An 18684-nucleotide genomic window follows, 5' to 3' on the forward strand; every position below is an offset into this window, starting at 1 on the left:
AGATACACATGTTAAAAAACACCGCTTTCCGTTCCATTTTATTATTAGGCTTGCTGCTGACTACGTCCATCGGCTCAGCCGCAACAACCTTGGTCGCCGTCGCAGCCAATTTCACCAAGCCGATGACCGAAATCGCCGAGGCTTTTGAAAAATCCACCGGTCACAAGGCCAATTTGTCGTTCGGTTCCTCCGGCAAATTTGTTTCGCAATTTGAAAACGGCGGACCGTTTGAAGTATTTTTATCCGCCGACGACAAAGGTCCGATAAAACTCGAACAATCGGGATTGGCCGTACCTAACACCCGTTTCACTTATGCGCTTGGAAAACTCGTGTTATGGTCGGCCACGCCGGGTTTAGTGGATGACCAAGGGCAAGTCCTGAGTAAAGGCGGTTTCAAGCATATCGCGTTGGCCGATCCGAAACTGGCGCCTTACGGTGCGGCAGCGGTTGAAGTCATGAAAAACCGGGGACTGTTCGACAAACTGCAACCCTTGTTCGTACAAGGGGAAAACATCGCGCAAACCCATCAATTCGTCAGCACCGGCAATGCCGAGCTGGGTTTTGTAGCATTCTCGCAAGTCATCGATAACGGCAAAATTGCCGGCGGCTCGGGCTGGCTAATCCCAAGCGATCTTTATAAGCCGATCCGCCAGGATGCGATACTGATGAAAACCGGGGCGGGAAATCCGGCTGCACCGGCATTGATGCAGTTTTTAAAATCGCCTGAAGCGCTCGCGATTATCCGTAAATACGGTTACGACCTGGCTAACTAAGTTATAAATATGTTAAACGCTGCCGATATTGCCACCTTGTGGCTGACGTTCAAAGTTGCAGGCATCGCCACCTTGCTGATGCTGTTATTCGGAACGCCGCTAGCCTGGTGGCTGGCACGTACGACATCGCGCTGGAAAACTATCTGTAATGCGCTGGTATCCTTACCGTTGGTGCTGCCGCCGACGGTATTGGGCTTTTATTTATTGATCATGCTGGGACCGAACGGCCCCATCGGCCATTTAACCACCGAACTGGGCCTGGGCACCTTGCCGTTTACGTTTCCAGGCTTGGTGGTCGCGTCGGTGCTCTATTCATTGCCATTTGTCGTGCAGCCCTTGCAATCCTCATTCACCTCCATCGGCGAACAGCCTTTGGAGGCAGCCGCAACCTTACGAGCAGGACCTTTGGATACTTTTTTCAGCGTGATCGTGCCGCTGGCGAAACCCGGTTTCCTGACCGCTTCGATTTTGGGCTTTACCCATACCGTTGGCGAATTCGGCGTGGTGCTGATGGTCGGCGGCAATATTCCGGACAAAACCCGCGTCGTGTCGGTGCAAATCTACAATCATGTCGAAGCGCTGGAATATACCGAAGCCCACTGGCTGGCCGGTATTCTGATGCTGTTTTCGTTCAGCGTGCTGCTGGTGCTGTATACCGTACTGAAAACGCAACCCGTCGCCCACCCGCTTAAGTGATGAACATGACCACAATGCAGGCCCGCTTCCAGCTCGATTACGGCGACTTTAAGCTGGACGTCGACTTAAAGCTGCCCGGCACCGGCATTACGGTCTTGTTCGGCCATTCCGGCTCCGGCAAAACCACCCTGTTGCGCTGCGTTGCCGGACTGCAACAGGCACAGCATGGCTTTCTGGAAATCAACGGCCATATTTGGCAGGACAGCGAGCATGACCTGTTCCTGCCCACTTATAAACGGCCGCTGGGCTATGTGTTTCAGGAAGCCAACCTGTTTCCGCATTTGACCGTGCAAGATAACCTGCACTACGGCTTGAAACGGATCAAACACAATTCGGGCACGGTCAAACTGGACCAGACCGTTGAGCTGCTGGGCATCGGCCATCTGCTGGAGCGCATGCCCGGACACTTGTCCGGCGGCGAACGGCAACGGGTCGCTATCGCCAGGGCCTTGGCTTTAAATCCTGAAATCCTGCTGATGGACGAACCGCTGGCGTCGCTGGATTTCAAACGCAAACAGGAAATCCTGCCGTTTTTAAGCCGCCTGCACCAGGAATTGGACATTCCGGTGCTGTACGTCACCCATTCGCAACAGGAGGTCGCGCAACTGGCCGACACGCTGGTGATTCTGGAAGACGGCCGGACACTGGCTTCGGGCCCGCTGGCGGAAACGCAAAGCCGTCTCGACGTACCGCTGGCGCAAGACCGGGAGGCCTCCACCGTTTGGCAGGCGACCGTCGCCGAACATGAAGCCGATTATCACCTGACCCATGTCGCTTTTGCCGGAGGCTCCCTCAGCCTGCCGGCGATTAATGCAAAGATCGGCACACCGTTACGGGTACAGATTTACGCCCGCGATGTCAGTATCGCCCTTGAAGCGCCGTCAGCCACCAGCATTCTCAATGTGCTGCCCGCGACCGTCACCGGTATCTCCAATGGCCGCGACGGACAGACTGTGGTACAAGTACGACTGCCAAGGATGGCCGAAGTGTCACAATCGGTAGGGAACCTACACGACCAGGTCGGCAAGCAGACGCTGCTGGCGCATATCACCCGCAAATCGGCGATCATGCTGAATTTGCAGATCGGCATGGCGGTTTACGTGCAGATCAAGGGCACATCATTATTAAATTAATCAATTCTTGGAGATTTACTATGAAAGCAAGTGCACGAAATCAATTTACCGGTACCGTTAATGAGGTACTTATCGGTGCAGTGAATGCCGAAGTTCATATCGGCTTAAAAGGCGGAGAAACCATTGTTGCCTCGATTACCAAGGAATCCGTCGAAACGCTGGGAATCAAGACCGGTATCGAAATCATTGCTTTGATCAAAGCCCCGCAAATCATCATCGTCACCGATTTTGGCGGCTACCGGCTTTCAGCGCGCAACCAGCTGCAAGGCACGGTAACCCAGGTTAAACCCGGCGCAGTCAACGCTGAAGTCGATATCGAGTTAAAAGGCGGCGAGCAGGTTGCCGCCACGGTAACCAATGACAGCGTCGAAGCCTTGGGCTTGAGTAAAGGCAATCCAGCCACGGCCGTATTTAAAGCCGGTGCGGTGATTCTGGCTGTCAAGGGTTGATATGCGTGTAACCCGGCTGCAATCCGTATTTCGTTTGCAGCCGGGTTACCTTTAATTTTTCGTTCCCACATGCTGCGCCGCTGCCATTGAGTAGGAGCGGGCCGCGCCCGCGATATTTGGGCGACGATTGCATAATTCGCGGGCATGGCCCGCTCCTACAATATGGCAGTACGGCGTGAGAACGAGATAATCCATCGACAAGCTCAGGGCAAGCTGTGAAGCCCGGCAACTTGTCCAATTTCTAATTAACAGAGGTAACCATGCTGCTGGAAATGAATGTAAAACTGCACCGCGGACATTTCGACCTGACTACGCGACTGTCTATCAGCGACTCCAGCGTCGGCCTGTTCGGCAAATCCGGCTCCGGTAAAAGCACGGTGCTCGGCTTGATTGCCGGCACCATTCAGCCGCAAAGCGGACATATCGTGCTGGACGGCAAAATCATGTTCGACAGCCGCAAAGGCATCATGATGCCGCGTGAACAGCGTCCTGTAGGCGCGGTATTGCAGATCGACTGCGCCGATTCAACCGAAACCGTTCGCGACAACCTGACCTCCGCCTATAATCGCACGCTGAAACACCGCCGCATTTTCAAGCTGGATTTTTTAATCGAGCTGTTAGAACTGGGGCCTATCCTCAATCATATCATCGAACTGCTCTCCGCCGGTGAACGCCAACGGGTCGCGCTGGCCCGCTCGCTGCTGAAATCGCCGCGCCTGTTGTTATTGGATGAAACCTTCGCCGCGATCGGCAACGGCTATCGAATACAGCTGCTGCCGATCCTGAACCGTTTGCAAAATGAGCTCGACTTGCCGGTACTGTATGCCAGTCAGTCCTTGGGTGAAATCCTGGAACTGACCGACCGTCTGATCGTGCTGGAGCAAGGTAAAGTACTGCACAACGGCTCGCTGCTCGAAGCCACCAAACAGCAAGGCATGCTGCGCTATCTGGGCATTCGCCAAATCGACAATATTTTGCCGGTGACGATCAGCAGGCACGACTACACTGCCGGTTGCAGTCTGGCCCACAGCTTCGGCCTGCCGCTAACCTTACCGCTACGGCCGCATTTAGCTATCGGCAGCCGGGCGCAAGTATCGATACACGCCAATGACGTAGCTTTATCCCGCCGTTATATCGACGGCATATCGATACAAAATCAAATCAAGGGCCAGATCTGCGCGCTGATTCCCAGCGGAGAAAGCATCATTGTACAAGTCGATTGCGGCAGCACCCTGTTGGCAGAGATTACACCGGGAGCATGCCGGGACATGGCCTTGCAGGAGGGTGAATTTATTTATTGCCTGATCAAAACCCATTCCATTACTTACCTGACCGAACTCGACGCCCTGCCCTACCAGCGAGTAATCAACCACGGCGACGGCCATTATTTCCTGGACGCAGCCGGCCAGGACGATCTACGCTAACAAACCAGGAAAAGCCGCAAGCTGTTATAGAGCGCACTCTGCAAGATAAGCGGCAGTTCAATGACTCCAGATAAAAATCATCGGCGCTTTTTCTCCAATGATTCACACCGGTACAGCTGCAAAGTATTGTGTAAACCGCCATATATCTACATCACAACAGTGGGCGGACTCGCTCGCTAAATAACGTCAGCGCCTCACGGTTGACTGCCGGATTATAGGCTGCGGGCTTGAGAGTCAAGGTATGCGGCCCCAGCGCAGACTCCGACCAAGCAGCCCTGATGCCAAATTTAATTTATATTTATAAATAGCCTGTTAGATTTATTCAGCACGGATTTTGTCGTATTTACTATATCGATATGTAGTAAAGTATATAATGAGGCAATGCAGACACAGTTTGCCGGTACAAACTGCCGCTTAATTGTGTTGATTCATTTGCAAGCTAATCTCCGCGGTAATCGCCCAAACGCCGCCTTATTTTTTGACAGGCTTTTTTAATCGAGCCTTATATAACTGAATCCGCCATGTTTATCCGTCAAATCCATTACCTGCTGGCATTGTCGAAAACAGAACATTTCGGCCGTGCGGCTGAAATATGCCACGTTTCCCAACCGGCCTTGTCCACCGCCATCCAACATCTTGAGGAAGAACTGGGTGTTACCATCGTCCGCCGCGGCCAGCGTTTTCAGGGCTTTACTGCAGAAGGCGAACGCCTGTTGCAATGGGCCAGGATTCTGGCGCAAAACTGGGAATGCATGAGGCAGGAAGCGGCGCAATGCAACAAGCAACTCACCGGTACGCTTCGCATCGGCGCCATTCCCACTACGCTGGCCGTGGCGCCTTTATTAACCGAACCTTACCAGCGCGATTATCCGGGCGTTGGCGTCAAACTGGTTTCGTTGTGCGCCGACGACTTGGTTCGTCAACTCGACAACTTCGAGCTTGATTTAGGCCTGACTTATCTTGAAGATCCCGGACTGAAAGGTTTCCGTACTCTACCGCTGTACCGCGAACGTCATGTGCTATTGGCTCGCAGTCCAGACCCAAGGCTTTTTAAAGACAATTTAGGCTGGGCCGATATTGCGGAACTGCCGTTGTGCCTGTTAACGCCGAACATGCAAAACCGCCGCCTGATCGATGCTGCATTTCGCGAAGCGGGCATAACTCCCAACATCATGCTGGAAACCGACTCGGTATTCGCGCTATACGCCTATGTTCGTAGCGCAGGCCTATACAGCGTGGTGCCGCACAGCCTGTTAAGCCTGTTTGAAATGCGCCAGGAAGTCACCGCCATACCATTGAATCCGGAACTATCGCGGGAAATCGGCCTGATAGCCCGCCGCCAGGAGTTGCCGCCGCCATTACAGGATGCCGCCTGGAACATTGCTCAAGGCCTCGATCTGCAACACCGATTTGACTCATTGATAGCCCAGAACGGTTGCGAGTTATCGCAATTTTTTGGGTCACCCCCCGTTCATCTGGGAAAATGATTTTTATGTGCAACATTACCGAGGGTTGGTGTAGAGTTATCTCTATTAGATTTGGCAAAACCAAGCCGATTTATCATCTAAGGATTTGGTTAAAAATAACTTCCCGAAATCGCTGCTTTCGGTCGTCGAGCCGTTCGTGCTGCCCCTTCGGCAGACTCTGGGCGAACGGAAAAATTTCACCTAATCCATGTCGGGAAGTTATTACTGACCATATCCTAAATAAGTTTAAAAAAGGAACATAACAATGATTAGACGGCATCGCGCATTTTGGTCTTTAAGCATGATGGCCATTTTAGTGATTGCCACAGGAATATTATTGAACCCGCCACTGCTTAGGGTCAAAAATGCCAATCCTTGGTTGAATAAGTCGACTGTCGGCCCTGATACGCCTTATATCGTCTTGGGAATGGGCTGTTTTTGGGGGGCGGAAAAACGTATGCAAGCCTTGCCATGCGTTTTGGATGTTGAAGCCGGTTACGCCGGCGGCGATATCCTCCATCCAAGCTACCAAACGCTCCATGACATCGAAGAAGCTATACACGGAGGCAAAGCCATAAAAAACCATGCCGAAGTGGTTAAAGTCTATTACGATCCTGAGCAAACGTCTCTTGAACAAGTCTTGATTCAGTTTTGGGAAAGCCATAATCCCACTCAAGGTAATCGCCAAGGCAATGACATTGGCAGCAATTATCGTAGTGCAATCTTTTATCGTAGCGATGAAGAACGCCAGCTGGCGGAAAAAACACGCGACATCTATCAAACCAACTTAAAAACGGCCGGCATCGCCCAGCCGATTACCACTGAAATCGCTCCGCTACAAAACTATACTCCTGCCGAAGCCTATCATCAGGATTACCTGGATAAGAACCCGCTGGGCTATTGCGGTTTGGGCGGTACCGGCGTTACTTATCTCGATCCAAGTATGCCAATTGCAAGCGCAAAGCCCCATACAACTCAATCCGCAGACTCCGGGCAAGATTGGCAACAAATCAAACTTAATACCGAAGAACAATTGATTGCTTTTGAATCCGTTGAATGCGGCTATTGCAGGCAATTCGACAAAGAGGTGTTATCGTCCTGGAAAAATCCTATGCCAATTGTTTCCACCAATTTAACAACACCGCCTGAGGGCTGGACCCTTAATCAGGAATTATTTGCCACCCCAACCATTGTGTTGTTCAGAAACCGGCATGAAGTAGCCCGCTATACCGGCTATCAAAGCGCTCAACACTTCTGGACATGGTTGGCTGATCAAACGCCCATCAAGTAGATAGCGTAAAGACTCTCAGCAGAAATTCACCTCCCTTGATAGCTGCAAGCTATTAAATCATACCTCAAAACGATTAGACGCAGATCGTTCCTCAAGCAGACAATACTGTCACCCGGCCGGGATAAATCAGGGCCGTCCGCATCGCGGCCGCACCCTCCCCCAAATATTATTAAGGCAAAACAAAATGGCAAAAATTATTCTGGTTCTTTACGATGATCCTATCGACGGTTATCCAACATCCTATGCCCGTGACGACCTGCCTCAGCCGGAGCGTTACCCTGACGGGCAAACACTGCCTACCCCTAAAGCCATCGACTTCAAACCGGGCGCGTTGCTCGGCAGCGTTTCAGGCGAGTTGGGCCTGCGTAAATACCTGGAATCGAACGGTCATCAACTGATCGTGACTTCCAGCAAGGACGGCGCCGACAGTGTTCTGGACCGCGAGCTGCACGATGCCGAGATCGTCATTTCCCAGCCGTTCTGGCCGGCCTATATGACCGCCGAACGCATCGCCAAAGCGAAAAACCTGAAGATGATCGTGACCGCCGGTATCGGCTCCGACCACACCGACCTTCAGGCCGCGATGGAACGCAACATTACCGTTGCCGAAGTGACTTACTGCAACAGTAACAGCGTTGCCGAACATGTGGTCATGATGACGCTCGCACTGGTGCGCAACTACATTCCGTCCTACAACTGGGTGATCAAAGGCGGCTGGAATATTGCCGACTGCGTGGCGCGTTCCTACGACCTGGAAGCAATGAACGTCGGCACCGTCGCGGCCGGCCGTATAGGTTTGCGCGTATTGCGCCTGCTCAAACCGTTCGACGTGAAACTGCACTATCTGGATCGCCATCGTCTGCCGGAAGCGGTTGAACAGGAACTTAACCTGACCTATCACTCCAGCCTGGAAAGCCTGACCAAGGTGTGCGACGTGGTGACCTTAAACTGTCCGCTGCATCCTGAAACCGAGCACATGATCAACGAGCAGACGTTGAAGAACTTCAAACGCGGCGCCTACCTGATCAACACCGCGCGCGGCAAGCTGTGCGACCGCGATGCGATTGTCAATGCGCTGGAAAGCGGCCAACTGGCAGGTTATGCCGGTGATGTCTGGTTCCCGCAACCGGCGCCAAACGACCATCCATGGCGCACGATGCCGAATCACGGCATGACGCCGCATATTTCCGGCACCAGCCTGTCGGCGCAGACACGGTACGCTGCCGGTACTCGCGAAATCCTGGAGTGCTACTTTGAAAACCGGCCTATTCGGGACGAATACCTGATTGTCCAGGGCGGCCAGTTGGCCGGCGTCGGTGCGCACTCTTACAGTAAGGGCAATGCCACCGGCGGATCGGAAGAAGCGGCCAAGTTCAAGAAGGATTGATAATAATCGTTTGAACTGAAAACGGGGATGCGCCGGTTAATACCCTGCGTATTCCTTTACCGATTTTGGTTGGAAGGGCTTAATTGATGACGCTTAAAAATAAAACAAGAAATGGCGCTAAAGCTCTTCCGCCAATCCCTTCCCTATCGCACATCGTTTTGGCCGGATTGGGCTCCAGCTTGGCCATTGCCGCTATTGCCGCCCTGAGCCAACTTTCCGGCCAGCCGTGGATATTGGGTTCTTTCGGCGCTTCCTGTGTTTTATTGTTCGGATTTTCTGATGCGGTATTTTCACAACCGCGTAATCTGATCGTCGGCCACCTCCTTTGCTCTTTAATCGGCTTGGGTTTTCTCAAATTCCTCGGCCCCGATTGGTGGAGCATGGCTTTAGCTGTCGGCACCGCGTTGGCTGCGATGCTGGTCACACGAACCGTCCACCCGCCGGCCGGTTCCAATCCGGTGATTATTTTCTTAACCCGGCCGGATTGGCCGTTTTTATTATTTCCAACTTTGGCAGGCGTAATAGTTTTGTTGTTTCTGGCGCATCTTATCTACAAAATAACTCGCGCCATTCATCAACCGACAGCTAATTCTTAGTAGCGCAAATACGCTGCATAACCGCAGGCCTTGGCGTTTGCTGCTCACCTTGCTCAAATGCAACGATATTCAGCAACGGTGAATAAACATCGAATAGTTCATTCGGCAGCAACAAGAAATCGGGATTGCTTGGTTTGCCATAACGTTCGTTGCCCGTCATAAAGGTTTCATAAATCAACACTCCGCCCGGATTAAGCAATGAAGCAAGTGTGCTGAGCATCGGCCGGTACAGATAACGGCTGACTATGATTCCGTCATACTTTTGCTCTGACTGAGGCCAGTCGCCTGCTTCAAGGTCGGCAATAGACACGTTGATATTGTCCATCCCGACCATACCGGATACTACCTCGGCATCGCGATCAATCGCATCGACTTGGTAGCCTTGCTCAGCAAGCCGGATCGCATGACGTCCATTACCGCAGGCAAGGTCGAGTACCCACCCTCCTTTACGTATCAAAGGAGCGTATTTAACGATCCAGAGCGATGGTTTTTCCAGCAAATGGTGACTCATCGTGAGCGAACCTTGGCTATACCTTGCCGTGGAGTTATTGAATAAATGGACTTGAACTCAAGCTGCCGGTTTTTATTATTTTACCGAGTCTTGATAAAAGCCACATGCCTCTGCATTTGTCATTCTACAGTGATTGTCTCGATAATAGAGTGCGTAGCAACGCTAAGACGAATTTAAAACGGGCTTGGTTGATCTGAAATCTTCAGACGTAGAGCGTGCCCCGTGCGCGCCTTAGTTCCACGGCACGCTCTGCGGCTTTATTATCCGTTCAGACAGGGTGCAAGTAGCCTCAATCCTGCACCGCTCTCGCTTGTAAAACCGCCCTGACCACCAGCGCAACGGCGGTCAAAAAACCGACTGTTGTCAATGTGAAGCTCAACCCAGCCTGAAACGGAAAATGCGCTTCGACAGGAATCGCAACAGAAGGCTTTGGCGTCAGGCCCCTGACCAGGAATGACAACGGATTAAAAAACGCACCGAAACAACAGGCGGCAACGACCCAGACCGGCGGATCGATCGCATATTGCCGAAACAGCAGGAAAAAGATAAACAGGAATTGGGACATCATTAAATAATCGATATGGGCCCTGATAATGTCGGCCCGTTCGACGAGGTGTCCAGCCAAGGTGCCATCGGGGAAAAACAGCGTAAAGCCGAGCACCCAGGCGATGGTAAGCGCTATCGCCAGACACAGTCCGGCAAACGCCAAAAGAAACAGGTGGGTCTTCGTTATCGGTTTTTGGTTTGTCATGATTATCCTCATCGTTATATCCGGGTTTTCGCCCTTCTTGTTAAACGCCACTATCGGCGCACCGCTCGAACCATTGTTCAGTTGTTAATATCCGGCGATTTGGCTAGACTGCGTAAAAACGCCTGAGGCTGGATCGAGACAATAAGGAGTATAAATAATGACAGACCGTCTTCGCTTGTATGAACGTGCTGCGACAGAAATCGTAAAGTTCGACGCGCTTTGGGACATCAGCGAAGGCCGGACCTTTTTCACTGGGCCGCTGTACTACAACGCCAGCCATCAGCACGGCGCGCCGGTTTTTCTTGCCGGCATTTACGGCAACTTCCGCCTGCGCCTGCACGGCGGCGATTGGCTGTCCTGCCGCACGGCGGTTATTCCGGCCGGTGTCCTGCATGAGCTGGATATAGGCGGCGATCCGCTGACTGTATTTTATATCGAACCGAACATTGCCGGAGCCGATGCGTTGAAACCTCTGATCCGCAATACGCGTGAGACAAACGGCGCTTTGGTCGGCACCGCCGGGGAGATTTCGTTCATGCGCGAGCTTTACGAAGATCGCTACAATCCTCATTGGACTGCTGAGCCCCTGGACGACCTGATGAGTTTTTCCAAACGGCGCGCAAAAGCCGGGCGGATCGACCCCCGCATATCCCGGATAGTGGATTTTTTATTCGAACACGGCGACGACCTGACCTCGGTCGTAACACTGGCCGAAACGGCCGGGCTGTCCGCCTCGCGCTTCCAGCATTTGTTCACGCAACAAATCGGCGTTCCATTCCGCCGTTATCGCGGCTGGAACCGGATACGAAAAGCCATACGCGAGATCATCAAAGGCAGTAACTTCACTACCGCGGCGCATGCTACCGGTTTCTCGGACTCGGCCCATTTCAGCCATGAATTCCGCAAAACCTTCGGCGCGCCGCCTACGGTAGGCTTGCAAAAACTGGCGCGCTTGCAACGCTGAACAGCAACAAGACGCGGAACGTATTTTTGATTTGCCTGATCAGATAGCTTTTAATAGCTAAGGATCCGGCTATACATAATTTCCTTGAATCCCCATTTGTAGGGGCGATTTTAATCGCCTTGGGCGAATGAATTCGCCCCTACAGGGTATTTCAAGTCGGGAAGTTATTTCCAACCAAATCCTAAGCCGTAAATCAACCACCTAAATGCCCCTTAAATAATTTGTTAATCATGACTGTTAATATTGATGTGCTGTGCGTAGGCCATGCCTCTTACGATTTAATTTTTGCGGTAAGCCATCATCCGGGCGCCGATGAAAAAACCGTTGCCGACGACCTGCTCAGTTGCGGCGGCGGACCGGCCGCCAATGCCGCCGTTTGCGCGGCACGGCTGGGTTTGACATCGGCCTTTGCAGGCTACCTGGGATACGATCTATACGGCGACAGGCATCTACAGGAACTCAACGATTCCGGCGTTAACACAGCACTGGTCGTTCGCGGCGCCTCCCCTACCCCATTATCGGCCATCTTGGTAAGCCCCGACGGGAAGCGCTGCTTGATCAATTACAAGGGCGGCACCCAGGCATTACCGGCCGACGCGCTGGACTTTAGCGATGTTCGGGCAAAAGTCATTTTGTTCGATGGGCATGAGCCGTTTATCTCGTTGCCGCTTGCCGAAAAAGCCCGGCAAAACAAAATTCCGACAGTATTGGATGCCGGTTCCGTGCATGAAGGCACCTTGGCTCTGATGAATAAAGTCGATTACCTGGTTTGTTCGGAAAAATTTGCCAACCAATACGCGGAGGACGAGCATAAAGCCTTAAGCCGACTGGCTGAACTTGCGCCTGTTGTGGTCATCACCTTAGGCGAACGAGGACTGATTTGGCAACGCGGCAATGAACAAGGCGCAGCACCGGCCTACCCTGTTACCGCTATTGACACCACCGGTGCCGGCGATGCTTTTCACGGCGCTTTTGCCGCCGGGCTTGCCCTCGGCCTGGACTGGCAAACCCTGCTTCGCTATGCGAGCGCCGCAGGTTCTTTGTGCTGCACGCACATGGGCGCGCGTCCGGGCTTACCCGGCCGGGAAGAACATGCCTCGTTATTTAACCAAACCCTATAGTTTTCACACCCGCATCATACGAGCTACTCGCTAAAGCAACAGACAGAAAAACATATGATTACAAAACCCGAACTCAGCATTTCTTCGATGAAAACCGGCGAGCTGGGCCTGCTCCACTTACCGCGATATTGGTCCAAACGGCTGCTGGAAATCGAGGGCCGGCTTGATCAGGAAAAGGTGAGGAATGAATATGGACTAGACTTTACGCTGATGCAAGGCTTGGGCTTGGGTATCGTCGAACCGGCGGAATACCTGTTCCATAAGCGCCCGAGTTATGCCGAATTCGAACAATGGATTGCGCAACAGCTCGGCGGCGGCCCTGATCGCGCCCTAGTGCAGCGCCTCAATAAAATGGTTAGATGTTATCTTGAACAAGCGCACCAGAGCTATCCGATTGAGGGAAAAGACATTCAAGAACCGGTGCTGTCGGCAGATGACTTGGCGTGTTGGCGGAAAAACGGCTACGTGGTGCTGCGCAACGCGGTTTCCGTGAAGGATTGCCGGGAAGCCGAAACGGCGATATGGGACTTTCTCGGTATGGACCCGCAAAACCCCGAGTCTTGGTACGATGACGAGCATACGTTTTGGGTGTCGCTATTCCAACATCCGGCCCTGAATAAAAACCGTGCGTCGCCGCGTATTCGCAAAGCGTTCGAGCAACTCTGGGGAAGCGACGATTTGTGGGTCACTGTAGACAGGTCCAGCCTGAACCGGCCTGAGCGCGACGGCATCGATATCTCCGGCCCCAGCCGCCTGCATTGGGATGTCAGCCTTGCGTTGCCGATTCCGTTCGGCATCCAGGGCCTGTTATATTTAAGCGATACCAGCGCCGAACAGGGCGCCTTCCGCTGCGTGCCGGGATTTCATCATCGCATCGATCAATGGCTGGAAAAACTTCCACCTGAACAAAATCCGCGCGAACAGGATTTGGAAAGCCTGGGACCGGTCCCGGTCACCGGTTCCGCCGGGGATTTCGTGCTCTGGCACCATGCCTTGCCGCACGGCAGCGGCCGCAATTTGGCAAATTATCCGCGCGTGGTGCAATACATTAAGTTGTTTCCCCACGATTACGGTATCCATCCTGTCTGGAAATAAACGGCTCGTCTATCGCATTGACGTAGCCAGTGCCGGGTAAGTAAACAATAGCAAATGCAGCGAATTTAAGCTGAAGTGCGTCAGAATCGAAGCTTCTATACGCCCGGTATGACGATAAACCCAGCCATAGCCGACACCAGCAACCGTTGCCAGCAGAATGTAGTTATTGCCGCCCATGTAATGAGCCAAACCGAACAAAACCGCCGTAATCGCTATCGCAAGCGCATCACCGTAGCGGACTTTTGACAATCCCTGCATCAGGTATTTTTGAATAAAGCCGCGAAAAAACGCTTCCTCGACAATACAGGTAAAAAACAAATTGCCCCACGCCCAAACAAAAAAGACCGGCGTCCATTTCGGTTGCCATTGCACGTAGCCGAGCAATAATGACAGGCACATCACTGCAAACAAGGTTAGCGGTGTAACAAACGTCATTCTTTTTAGCGTCGACTGCCATTCCGAAACACCGGCCAAACGCTGATGGCCGAAGCCCAAGATGAATAGACCGACTAAAACGTTGTCGAAATTCAGGTATTTATCGTATGGGATCGCATCGTCGCTGAAATGTAAATTAGAAATAATTTTCGGGTTGCTAAACCCAGGCAACTGATGCGTTAACAGGCCGACGGATAACAAGAAAACGATGGCGAATAGCGCGCTATTGATGGCTAACCCAAAATTTTTCTGAGTTAAAGCCCAAGTGCTAACTCCAAGTAAAACAATCCACAATAAAGCCATCGGCTGCAAGATGTTAAAAAACAGCCCGGCAATAATGGCGATCACAAGCAGAACAGCCCACGGCGCATAGCGCGGAAAATAAGGTGTTCTAGGCAACCATAAACCGAGCAGCGCCAATGTTAAAAGGCCGTAGGTGATGAGTGTTGCGGAGTTTAGCTGGATCATTATGGCCTTGTTATTTGGTTGTTGCAGAATAAGTCGGTCTATAACTGAAGCTCATCTGTTGCCGCCTGTGATTTATGAGCTTCCTGTCTTACCCCATGCTAATGAACTTACGTAATACGGAGTTTCATGGAGCTCCGATGCCCAGTATCTCGTTGCATTTCATATATACAATTCGCCGAGCGAATATTTAGTCTGTAACAATCTCCAATTCAGTGATCGCATCAACCGACCAAACGTTTCCTTTTCTTTGAAGCTGACCTATTGCATTTAGGAGCTTTCCTTTCGTGTGCGCTTCTATTGCCAAAAGATAATACTCTGGACTCAAATTCATTTTAACTTCGATATTACCATATTGATTATGGCGCACTTTTAACGCGACACTCCTTTTTGAATGCCCCTCAACAGGGTTGCTCGCACAGTGGAGATTGATAACTGACCCACTTACACTATCTGGGCGTGGATGAACAATTTTCAGCTGTTCGGAGACATGCTTCAACATATTGATTTGCGGTTCGCTGATTATCTGCTCATTAAATGATCGGACGTCCTCAGCTGGCAGAATCGATGAAGCCCATTCAATACCGACATTAAAAGTAACTTTGCCATCAATTCCGATGTCAGTAATGGCATCGCACATCCGTGCATTAAATGCATATTTGTAAGCTTGGATCAAAATTTCTGGGTCATTTCCTTGGACAGCTTTATCAAGTAACGTCAAGCCTCTAGCAAGCCTTTCGATAATTAGTCGTGCCTTCGGAGGATTAAATAAGTCATCAGTTTGCAGCGGTTTTACAATAGCTGATGAAACCTCGAAACCGAAACTTCCAGCGAATGTATGACAAAACTCAAAGTCGCCCATGATTTCAGATGAACCTGATAGCGGCTTTTCATAATGCTGCCGAGCATCAACCTCAGAACATGCTGAAAAGAGAATTAGCTCATTGATGGCTTTCACATGTCTCGGAGCTTCTTCGACAGGGATAGACGCTCTATTACTAGGAATTTGTAAACGAATAAGTAAAGAGTCTGTGTTCGTTTCGATAATGGCTGAGCATATTTCTCTCGTGGTGCGACCTTCTATCTGACTCAATGATAAAACCGTTTGGGAAATACGTTCGCGCACATCTGAGAAGTGATCTTGTGATGGCAACACCAGCTCTACAGATTCTTGATTCTCTTCTAAGCGAAAAATAACCCATCGCTCTTTACGAATTGTTAAACGCCATCCTTTTCGTTCGAGATAGGAGCGAACGTCAAATAAACTGATACGTTCTAAAAGACGATTCATGTCCGCCATTCGGTTCATGACAATGCTCCGCCATAGTTACTTTTACTCAATTCCTGAATTGATAAAGGCGTGAGTAGTTGGGTGCGTGGAATCTTTATGCGCTTTGAACTACTATTTCCAGTTTCCTTCCCGTCAATGAAATGATAGTAGCAGCATTTTTTAATAACCAATTCATCTTCGCACACGTGCAGCCAACTATTTTCTTCTTTTGGCAAACAACAAAGAACAAGGACGCAAGGCGTTGAGGCATTGTCCCTTCTAAAAACTAATCGATTATATGCATCGGCTTCCAAATCAAATATAACGTGATCATCCTTGGTTTCCCAATTAATGCTTGCTTTCAACTGAAATTCCAGCACTACCCCTAAGTCAATTCTTTTTGAGTTAAAGGTTTCGATACGTCGAACTTCCAAGTCCACACCATAGTCTTTGGCAATGGTATTAGGAGCAAATCCAGAGCTTGCGATAACAGCGCTCACATAAGACATGCTTATCAGTTCTTCTATTGTTTGGGTCGGCAACATTTGCACAATTCGCTATATATTTAACTTGTGTTTGTACATACCTAACAGGTACTGTGGATTACGCCTAGAAACCACAGAGCAGATTGAAACGAAGAAGCCCTTAAATCGCAGATGATGCACTTCCAGTAGTAACAAACCTAAGCGGATTGGGCGGTATACTATCATTATTCATAATTCTTGTGGTTAACTAAGGTCTAACAATCCACTCTGCCAACAGAACATTATCGAATAACCAGAAATAAGACATCTTACATAATTGAGAACTACCGTACTTTTCAGGTTCAAACTCGATTAATTTACCATTGAATGATTTATATCAACGACATAAACACTACATAGGTTGAACAGCCGTCGTGCACCCCATTTGTCGAAAAAATCATGGGTTATGTGCTTTGGACTGCCATGTTAAAATTAAAAAGCGAAAATTATTGGATAAATCAGTTATGAACATTAATCAAGTTTTAGAAAACGCAAAACAATTGAATGTTAACGAGAGGGCCTTAGTCGCCCATTGTCTAATTTCTTCTCTTGAAACAAAACAAGACGAAGGGGTTGATCAAGCCTGGGCGGAATTAGCTGAAAGCAGGTTTCAAGAACTTGTTTCCGGCAAGGTTGAGTCCGTATCTTGGGACGAAATAAAAAAAGAAGTTAAAGGATAAGAATTTGTTACGGTTCCATCCCGAAGTTTCTTCTGAAATCAAGGCTTCGTATGTCTGGTACCAAAATCAGGCTGGAGGTTTAGGAGATGACTTCTTGAATGAACTCGAATCGGCTTATCAAGTGATTATTGAATTTCCTCAAACATGGCCATTTTTCGATAGAGGCTTTCGAAGATTCTTACTATCCAAGTTTCCCTTTTCTGTGATTTATCGGGAAACTGGCCAATCAATTTATGTCGTTGCAGTGATGCATAACAGTAGAAAACCGGACTATTGGTCAAGCCGTATAGTAAATGTTTAAGCGGATTCGCACCTGATAGAGCACAGAAGCTAGGTGATTGTTTGTGATGGGTTTCACTACGTGCTTTACAAGTCGCGCTACTCTACCCGTCCTAGATAAATTACATAACCGGCAACTGCCGAGCCAGCAGCAATAACGGATGCTCCACCCTGCCCCCGTCGGCGTTCAGATAAACAGCACAACCGAAATTTCCGCTAACCACCAAATCCGCCGAAGCATCAGCGATGACTTGCTGTTTTAAATCCCGTAATTGCGCGGCATTGTTGGGATGCGTCAGCATATAGCTGCCGCCTGAGCCGCAACAGATATTGTTGTCGGCCAATGCGGCAACAGTTAACCCGGGAATTTTTTGCAGCAATGCATAAACGGCTTGCTGGTTTTTGAGGATGTTGCGCTGGCTGCATGGCTCGTGGACTGCGACTGTCAGCCCGGATGCCGCCAGTTGTAAATCGTCCAGCCAGTGTTCCAGCAAAAATTCGCTGATATCGTTTAAGCGTTGCCGAAACAGTTGCCCTGCTTCATCGTCATTTTGATATTCGCTTAGCATCGCACCGCAGCCGGTAGCGGTGTGCAAGACAGCATCGACTTCCAGCGCGTTGAATACCGCGATGTTGTTGTCGATCAATCCGGCCGCGGATTGGCCGTTATGTTGATGTATCGCGCCGCAGCAGCCTTGTTGCGGCGGCACCAGCACTTCGTAACCGATTGCATTCAGCAGCTTGATTGCCGCCAGCAAAGTCTCGCGGTCGAAATATTCGGCAATGCAGCCGGTGAATAATGCAACTTGGCCGCGTTTGGTGCCGCCGGCCGGATAAGAGGCAGCCAAAGGCTGCAATGCCGGTTTAGCCAGTAAAGCTTCGGCATCGGCCAAATGCAGTTTTTCCAACAATCCGGTGCTTCGCAACGGTTTTTGCAGGCCCGATTTCAGGTAAATAGCCGGTAGCGGCATTAGCCGCTTCAGCCAATCTTTATTTTCAATCAGCTTGAACGCCAGTTTCGCTAACCGGTTCGGCTGAACCTTTAACTCGGCCTGAGCCTGATCGAACAACGGCCCGTAAGCCATCCGGCTTGGGCAGACGGTTTCGCAGGCCCGGCATTGCACGCAGTTATCCAGATGCATCCGTTCCTCGGCGCTGATCGGCTGGTTTTCAACCAAGATCTTGCTGATGGTGCGAATGCGGCGGCGTGGGGTTTCTTCATCAATCTGGAACAAGCGAAAGGTCGGACAGCTGCTAACGCAGATGCCGCAGCGCATGCATTCCCCGGCATCCGGGATATAAGGCCCGGACCCGACTAGTTCGCCGGGCTCATCGTAGCTCATGCCCATATCCATGAAATCAAACATCTTGGAC

The 18684-nt window shown here is 50.7% G+C and carries 20 protein-coding genes; 14 read left to right on the top strand and 6 right to left on the bottom strand.

Features of this window, described 5'->3' with window-relative positions:
- Window positions 1-8 precede the first annotated feature (8 nt).
- The 9 genes from modA to V7051_RS09255 all read left to right on the top strand — a co-directional run bounded on the left by modA (window position 9) and on the right by V7051_RS09255 (window position 9215).
- Window positions 9-773 carry a molybdate ABC transporter substrate-binding protein gene (modA, locus tag V7051_RS09215; RefSeq protein ID WP_333874702.1) on the top strand — a complete coding sequence of 255 codons (765 nt, stop codon included), beginning with the start codon at window positions 9-11 and terminating at the stop codon, window positions 771-773.
- 9 nt (window positions 774-782) lie between these two features.
- On the top strand, window positions 783-1469 hold the full coding sequence (gene modB / locus V7051_RS09220) for a molybdate ABC transporter permease subunit (RefSeq protein ID WP_333874701.1): 687 nt from the start codon (window positions 783-785) through the stop codon (window positions 1467-1469).
- A 5-nt stretch (window positions 1470-1474) separates the two neighbouring features.
- Complete coding sequence (gene modC, locus V7051_RS09225; protein WP_333874700.1) at window positions 1475-2602, top strand: molybdenum ABC transporter ATP-binding protein; 1128 nt, start codon at window positions 1475-1477, stop codon at window positions 2600-2602.
- A gap of 20 nt (window positions 2603-2622) precedes the next feature.
- A complete protein-coding gene (locus tag V7051_RS09230; protein ID WP_333874699.1) occupies window positions 2623-3051 on the top strand; it encodes a TOBE domain-containing protein in 429 nt (142 codons plus the stop codon).
- A gap of 260 nt (window positions 3052-3311) precedes the next feature.
- Window positions 3312-4475, top strand: coding sequence for a molybdenum ABC transporter ATP-binding protein (locus V7051_RS09235; RefSeq protein ID WP_333874698.1), 1164 nt, complete (start codon window positions 3312-3314; stop codon window positions 4473-4475).
- Between the two features lie 521 nt (window positions 4476-4996).
- On the top strand, window positions 4997-5962 hold the full coding sequence (locus tag V7051_RS09240) for a LysR family transcriptional regulator (protein WP_333874697.1): 966 nt from the start codon (window positions 4997-4999) through the stop codon (window positions 5960-5962).
- Between the two features lie 244 nt (window positions 5963-6206).
- Window positions 6207-7232 carry a peptide-methionine (S)-S-oxide reductase MsrA gene (gene msrA / locus V7051_RS09245; protein WP_333874696.1) on the top strand — a complete coding sequence of 342 codons (1026 nt, stop codon included), beginning with the start codon at window positions 6207-6209 and terminating at the stop codon, window positions 7230-7232.
- Window positions 7233-7416: 184 nt separating this feature from the next.
- A complete protein-coding gene (locus tag V7051_RS09250; RefSeq protein ID WP_333874695.1) occupies window positions 7417-8619 on the top strand; it encodes an NAD-dependent formate dehydrogenase in 1203 nt (400 codons plus the stop codon).
- Window positions 8620-8705: 86 nt separating this feature from the next.
- Entirely contained in the window at window positions 8706-9215 is a 510-nt protein-coding gene (locus tag V7051_RS09255; protein ID WP_333874694.1) for an HPP family protein, read from the top strand.
- Here the strand turns inward: V7051_RS09255 and V7051_RS09260 are convergent.
- Window positions 9205-9726 carry a class I SAM-dependent methyltransferase gene (locus V7051_RS09260; RefSeq protein WP_333874693.1) on the bottom strand — a complete coding sequence of 174 codons (522 nt, stop codon included), beginning with the start codon at window positions 9724-9726 and terminating at the stop codon, window positions 9205-9207. The two genes, V7051_RS09255 and V7051_RS09260, sit on opposite strands and share 11 nt — an antisense overlap.
- Before the next feature lie 289 nt (window positions 9727-10015).
- Window positions 10016-10477, bottom strand: coding sequence for a hypothetical protein (locus V7051_RS09265; RefSeq protein WP_333874692.1), 462 nt, complete (start codon window positions 10475-10477; stop codon window positions 10016-10018).
- Between the two features lie 157 nt (window positions 10478-10634).
- Here V7051_RS09265 and V7051_RS09270 point away from each other — a divergent pair, with 157 nt between their 5' ends.
- From V7051_RS09270 to V7051_RS09280, 3 genes are all read left to right on the top strand, one after another.
- Window positions 10635-11441 (top strand): helix-turn-helix domain-containing protein, encoded by an 807-nt coding sequence (locus V7051_RS09270; RefSeq protein ID WP_333874691.1) that lies wholly within the window; start codon window positions 10635-10637, stop codon window positions 11439-11441.
- Between the two features lie 230 nt (window positions 11442-11671).
- The gene (locus V7051_RS09275) at window positions 11672-12562 is read left to right on the top strand and encodes a carbohydrate kinase family protein (protein WP_333874690.1); all 891 of its coding nucleotides are present in this window, start codon (window positions 11672-11674) and stop codon (window positions 12560-12562) included.
- Between the two features lie 54 nt (window positions 12563-12616).
- Complete coding sequence (locus V7051_RS09280; RefSeq protein ID WP_333874689.1) at window positions 12617-13657, top strand: phytanoyl-CoA dioxygenase family protein; 1041 nt, start codon at window positions 12617-12619, stop codon at window positions 13655-13657.
- A 9-nt stretch (window positions 13658-13666) separates the two neighbouring features.
- Here V7051_RS09280 and V7051_RS09285 read toward each other — a convergent pair whose 3' ends face one another.
- From V7051_RS09285 to V7051_RS09295, 3 genes are all read right to left on the bottom strand, one after another.
- A complete protein-coding gene (locus V7051_RS09285) occupies window positions 13667-14560 on the bottom strand; it encodes a CPBP family intramembrane glutamic endopeptidase (protein WP_333874688.1) in 894 nt (297 codons plus the stop codon).
- A gap of 187 nt (window positions 14561-14747) precedes the next feature.
- Window positions 14748-15866 carry a hypothetical protein gene (locus V7051_RS09290; RefSeq protein ID WP_333874687.1) on the bottom strand — a complete coding sequence of 373 codons (1119 nt, stop codon included), beginning with the start codon at window positions 15864-15866 and terminating at the stop codon, window positions 14748-14750.
- On the bottom strand, window positions 15863-16372 hold the full coding sequence (locus V7051_RS09295) for a DUF4365 domain-containing protein (RefSeq protein WP_333874686.1): 510 nt from the start codon (window positions 16370-16372) through the stop codon (window positions 15863-15865). The genes V7051_RS09290 and V7051_RS09295 overlap by 4 nt, the downstream gene beginning before the upstream one ends.
- A gap of 443 nt (window positions 16373-16815) precedes the next feature.
- Between V7051_RS09295 and V7051_RS09300 the strand changes: the two genes are divergently transcribed.
- Both V7051_RS09300 and V7051_RS24645 read left to right on the top strand, forming a co-directional pair.
- On the top strand, window positions 16816-17031 hold the full coding sequence (locus V7051_RS09300) for an addiction module protein (protein ID WP_333874685.1): 216 nt from the start codon (window positions 16816-16818) through the stop codon (window positions 17029-17031).
- A gap of 4 nt (window positions 17032-17035) precedes the next feature.
- Window positions 17036-17332: a type II toxin-antitoxin system RelE/ParE family toxin gene (locus V7051_RS24645; protein WP_442919642.1), complete on the top strand. Its 297-nt coding sequence runs from the start codon at window positions 17036-17038 to the stop codon at window positions 17330-17332.
- 100 nt (window positions 17333-17432) lie between these two features.
- Here V7051_RS24645 and V7051_RS09305 read toward each other — a convergent pair whose 3' ends face one another.
- The gene (locus V7051_RS09305) at window positions 17433-18653 is read right to left on the bottom strand and encodes a (Fe-S)-binding protein (RefSeq protein WP_333874684.1); all 1221 of its coding nucleotides are present in this window, start codon (window positions 18651-18653) and stop codon (window positions 17433-17435) included.
- Between the last annotated feature and the right edge of the window lie 31 nt (window positions 18654-18684).

It is taken from the genome of Methylobacter sp., assembly GCF_036845245.1.
Taxonomy (GTDB): Bacteria; Pseudomonadota; Gammaproteobacteria; order Methylococcales; family Methylomonadaceae; genus Methylobacter_A.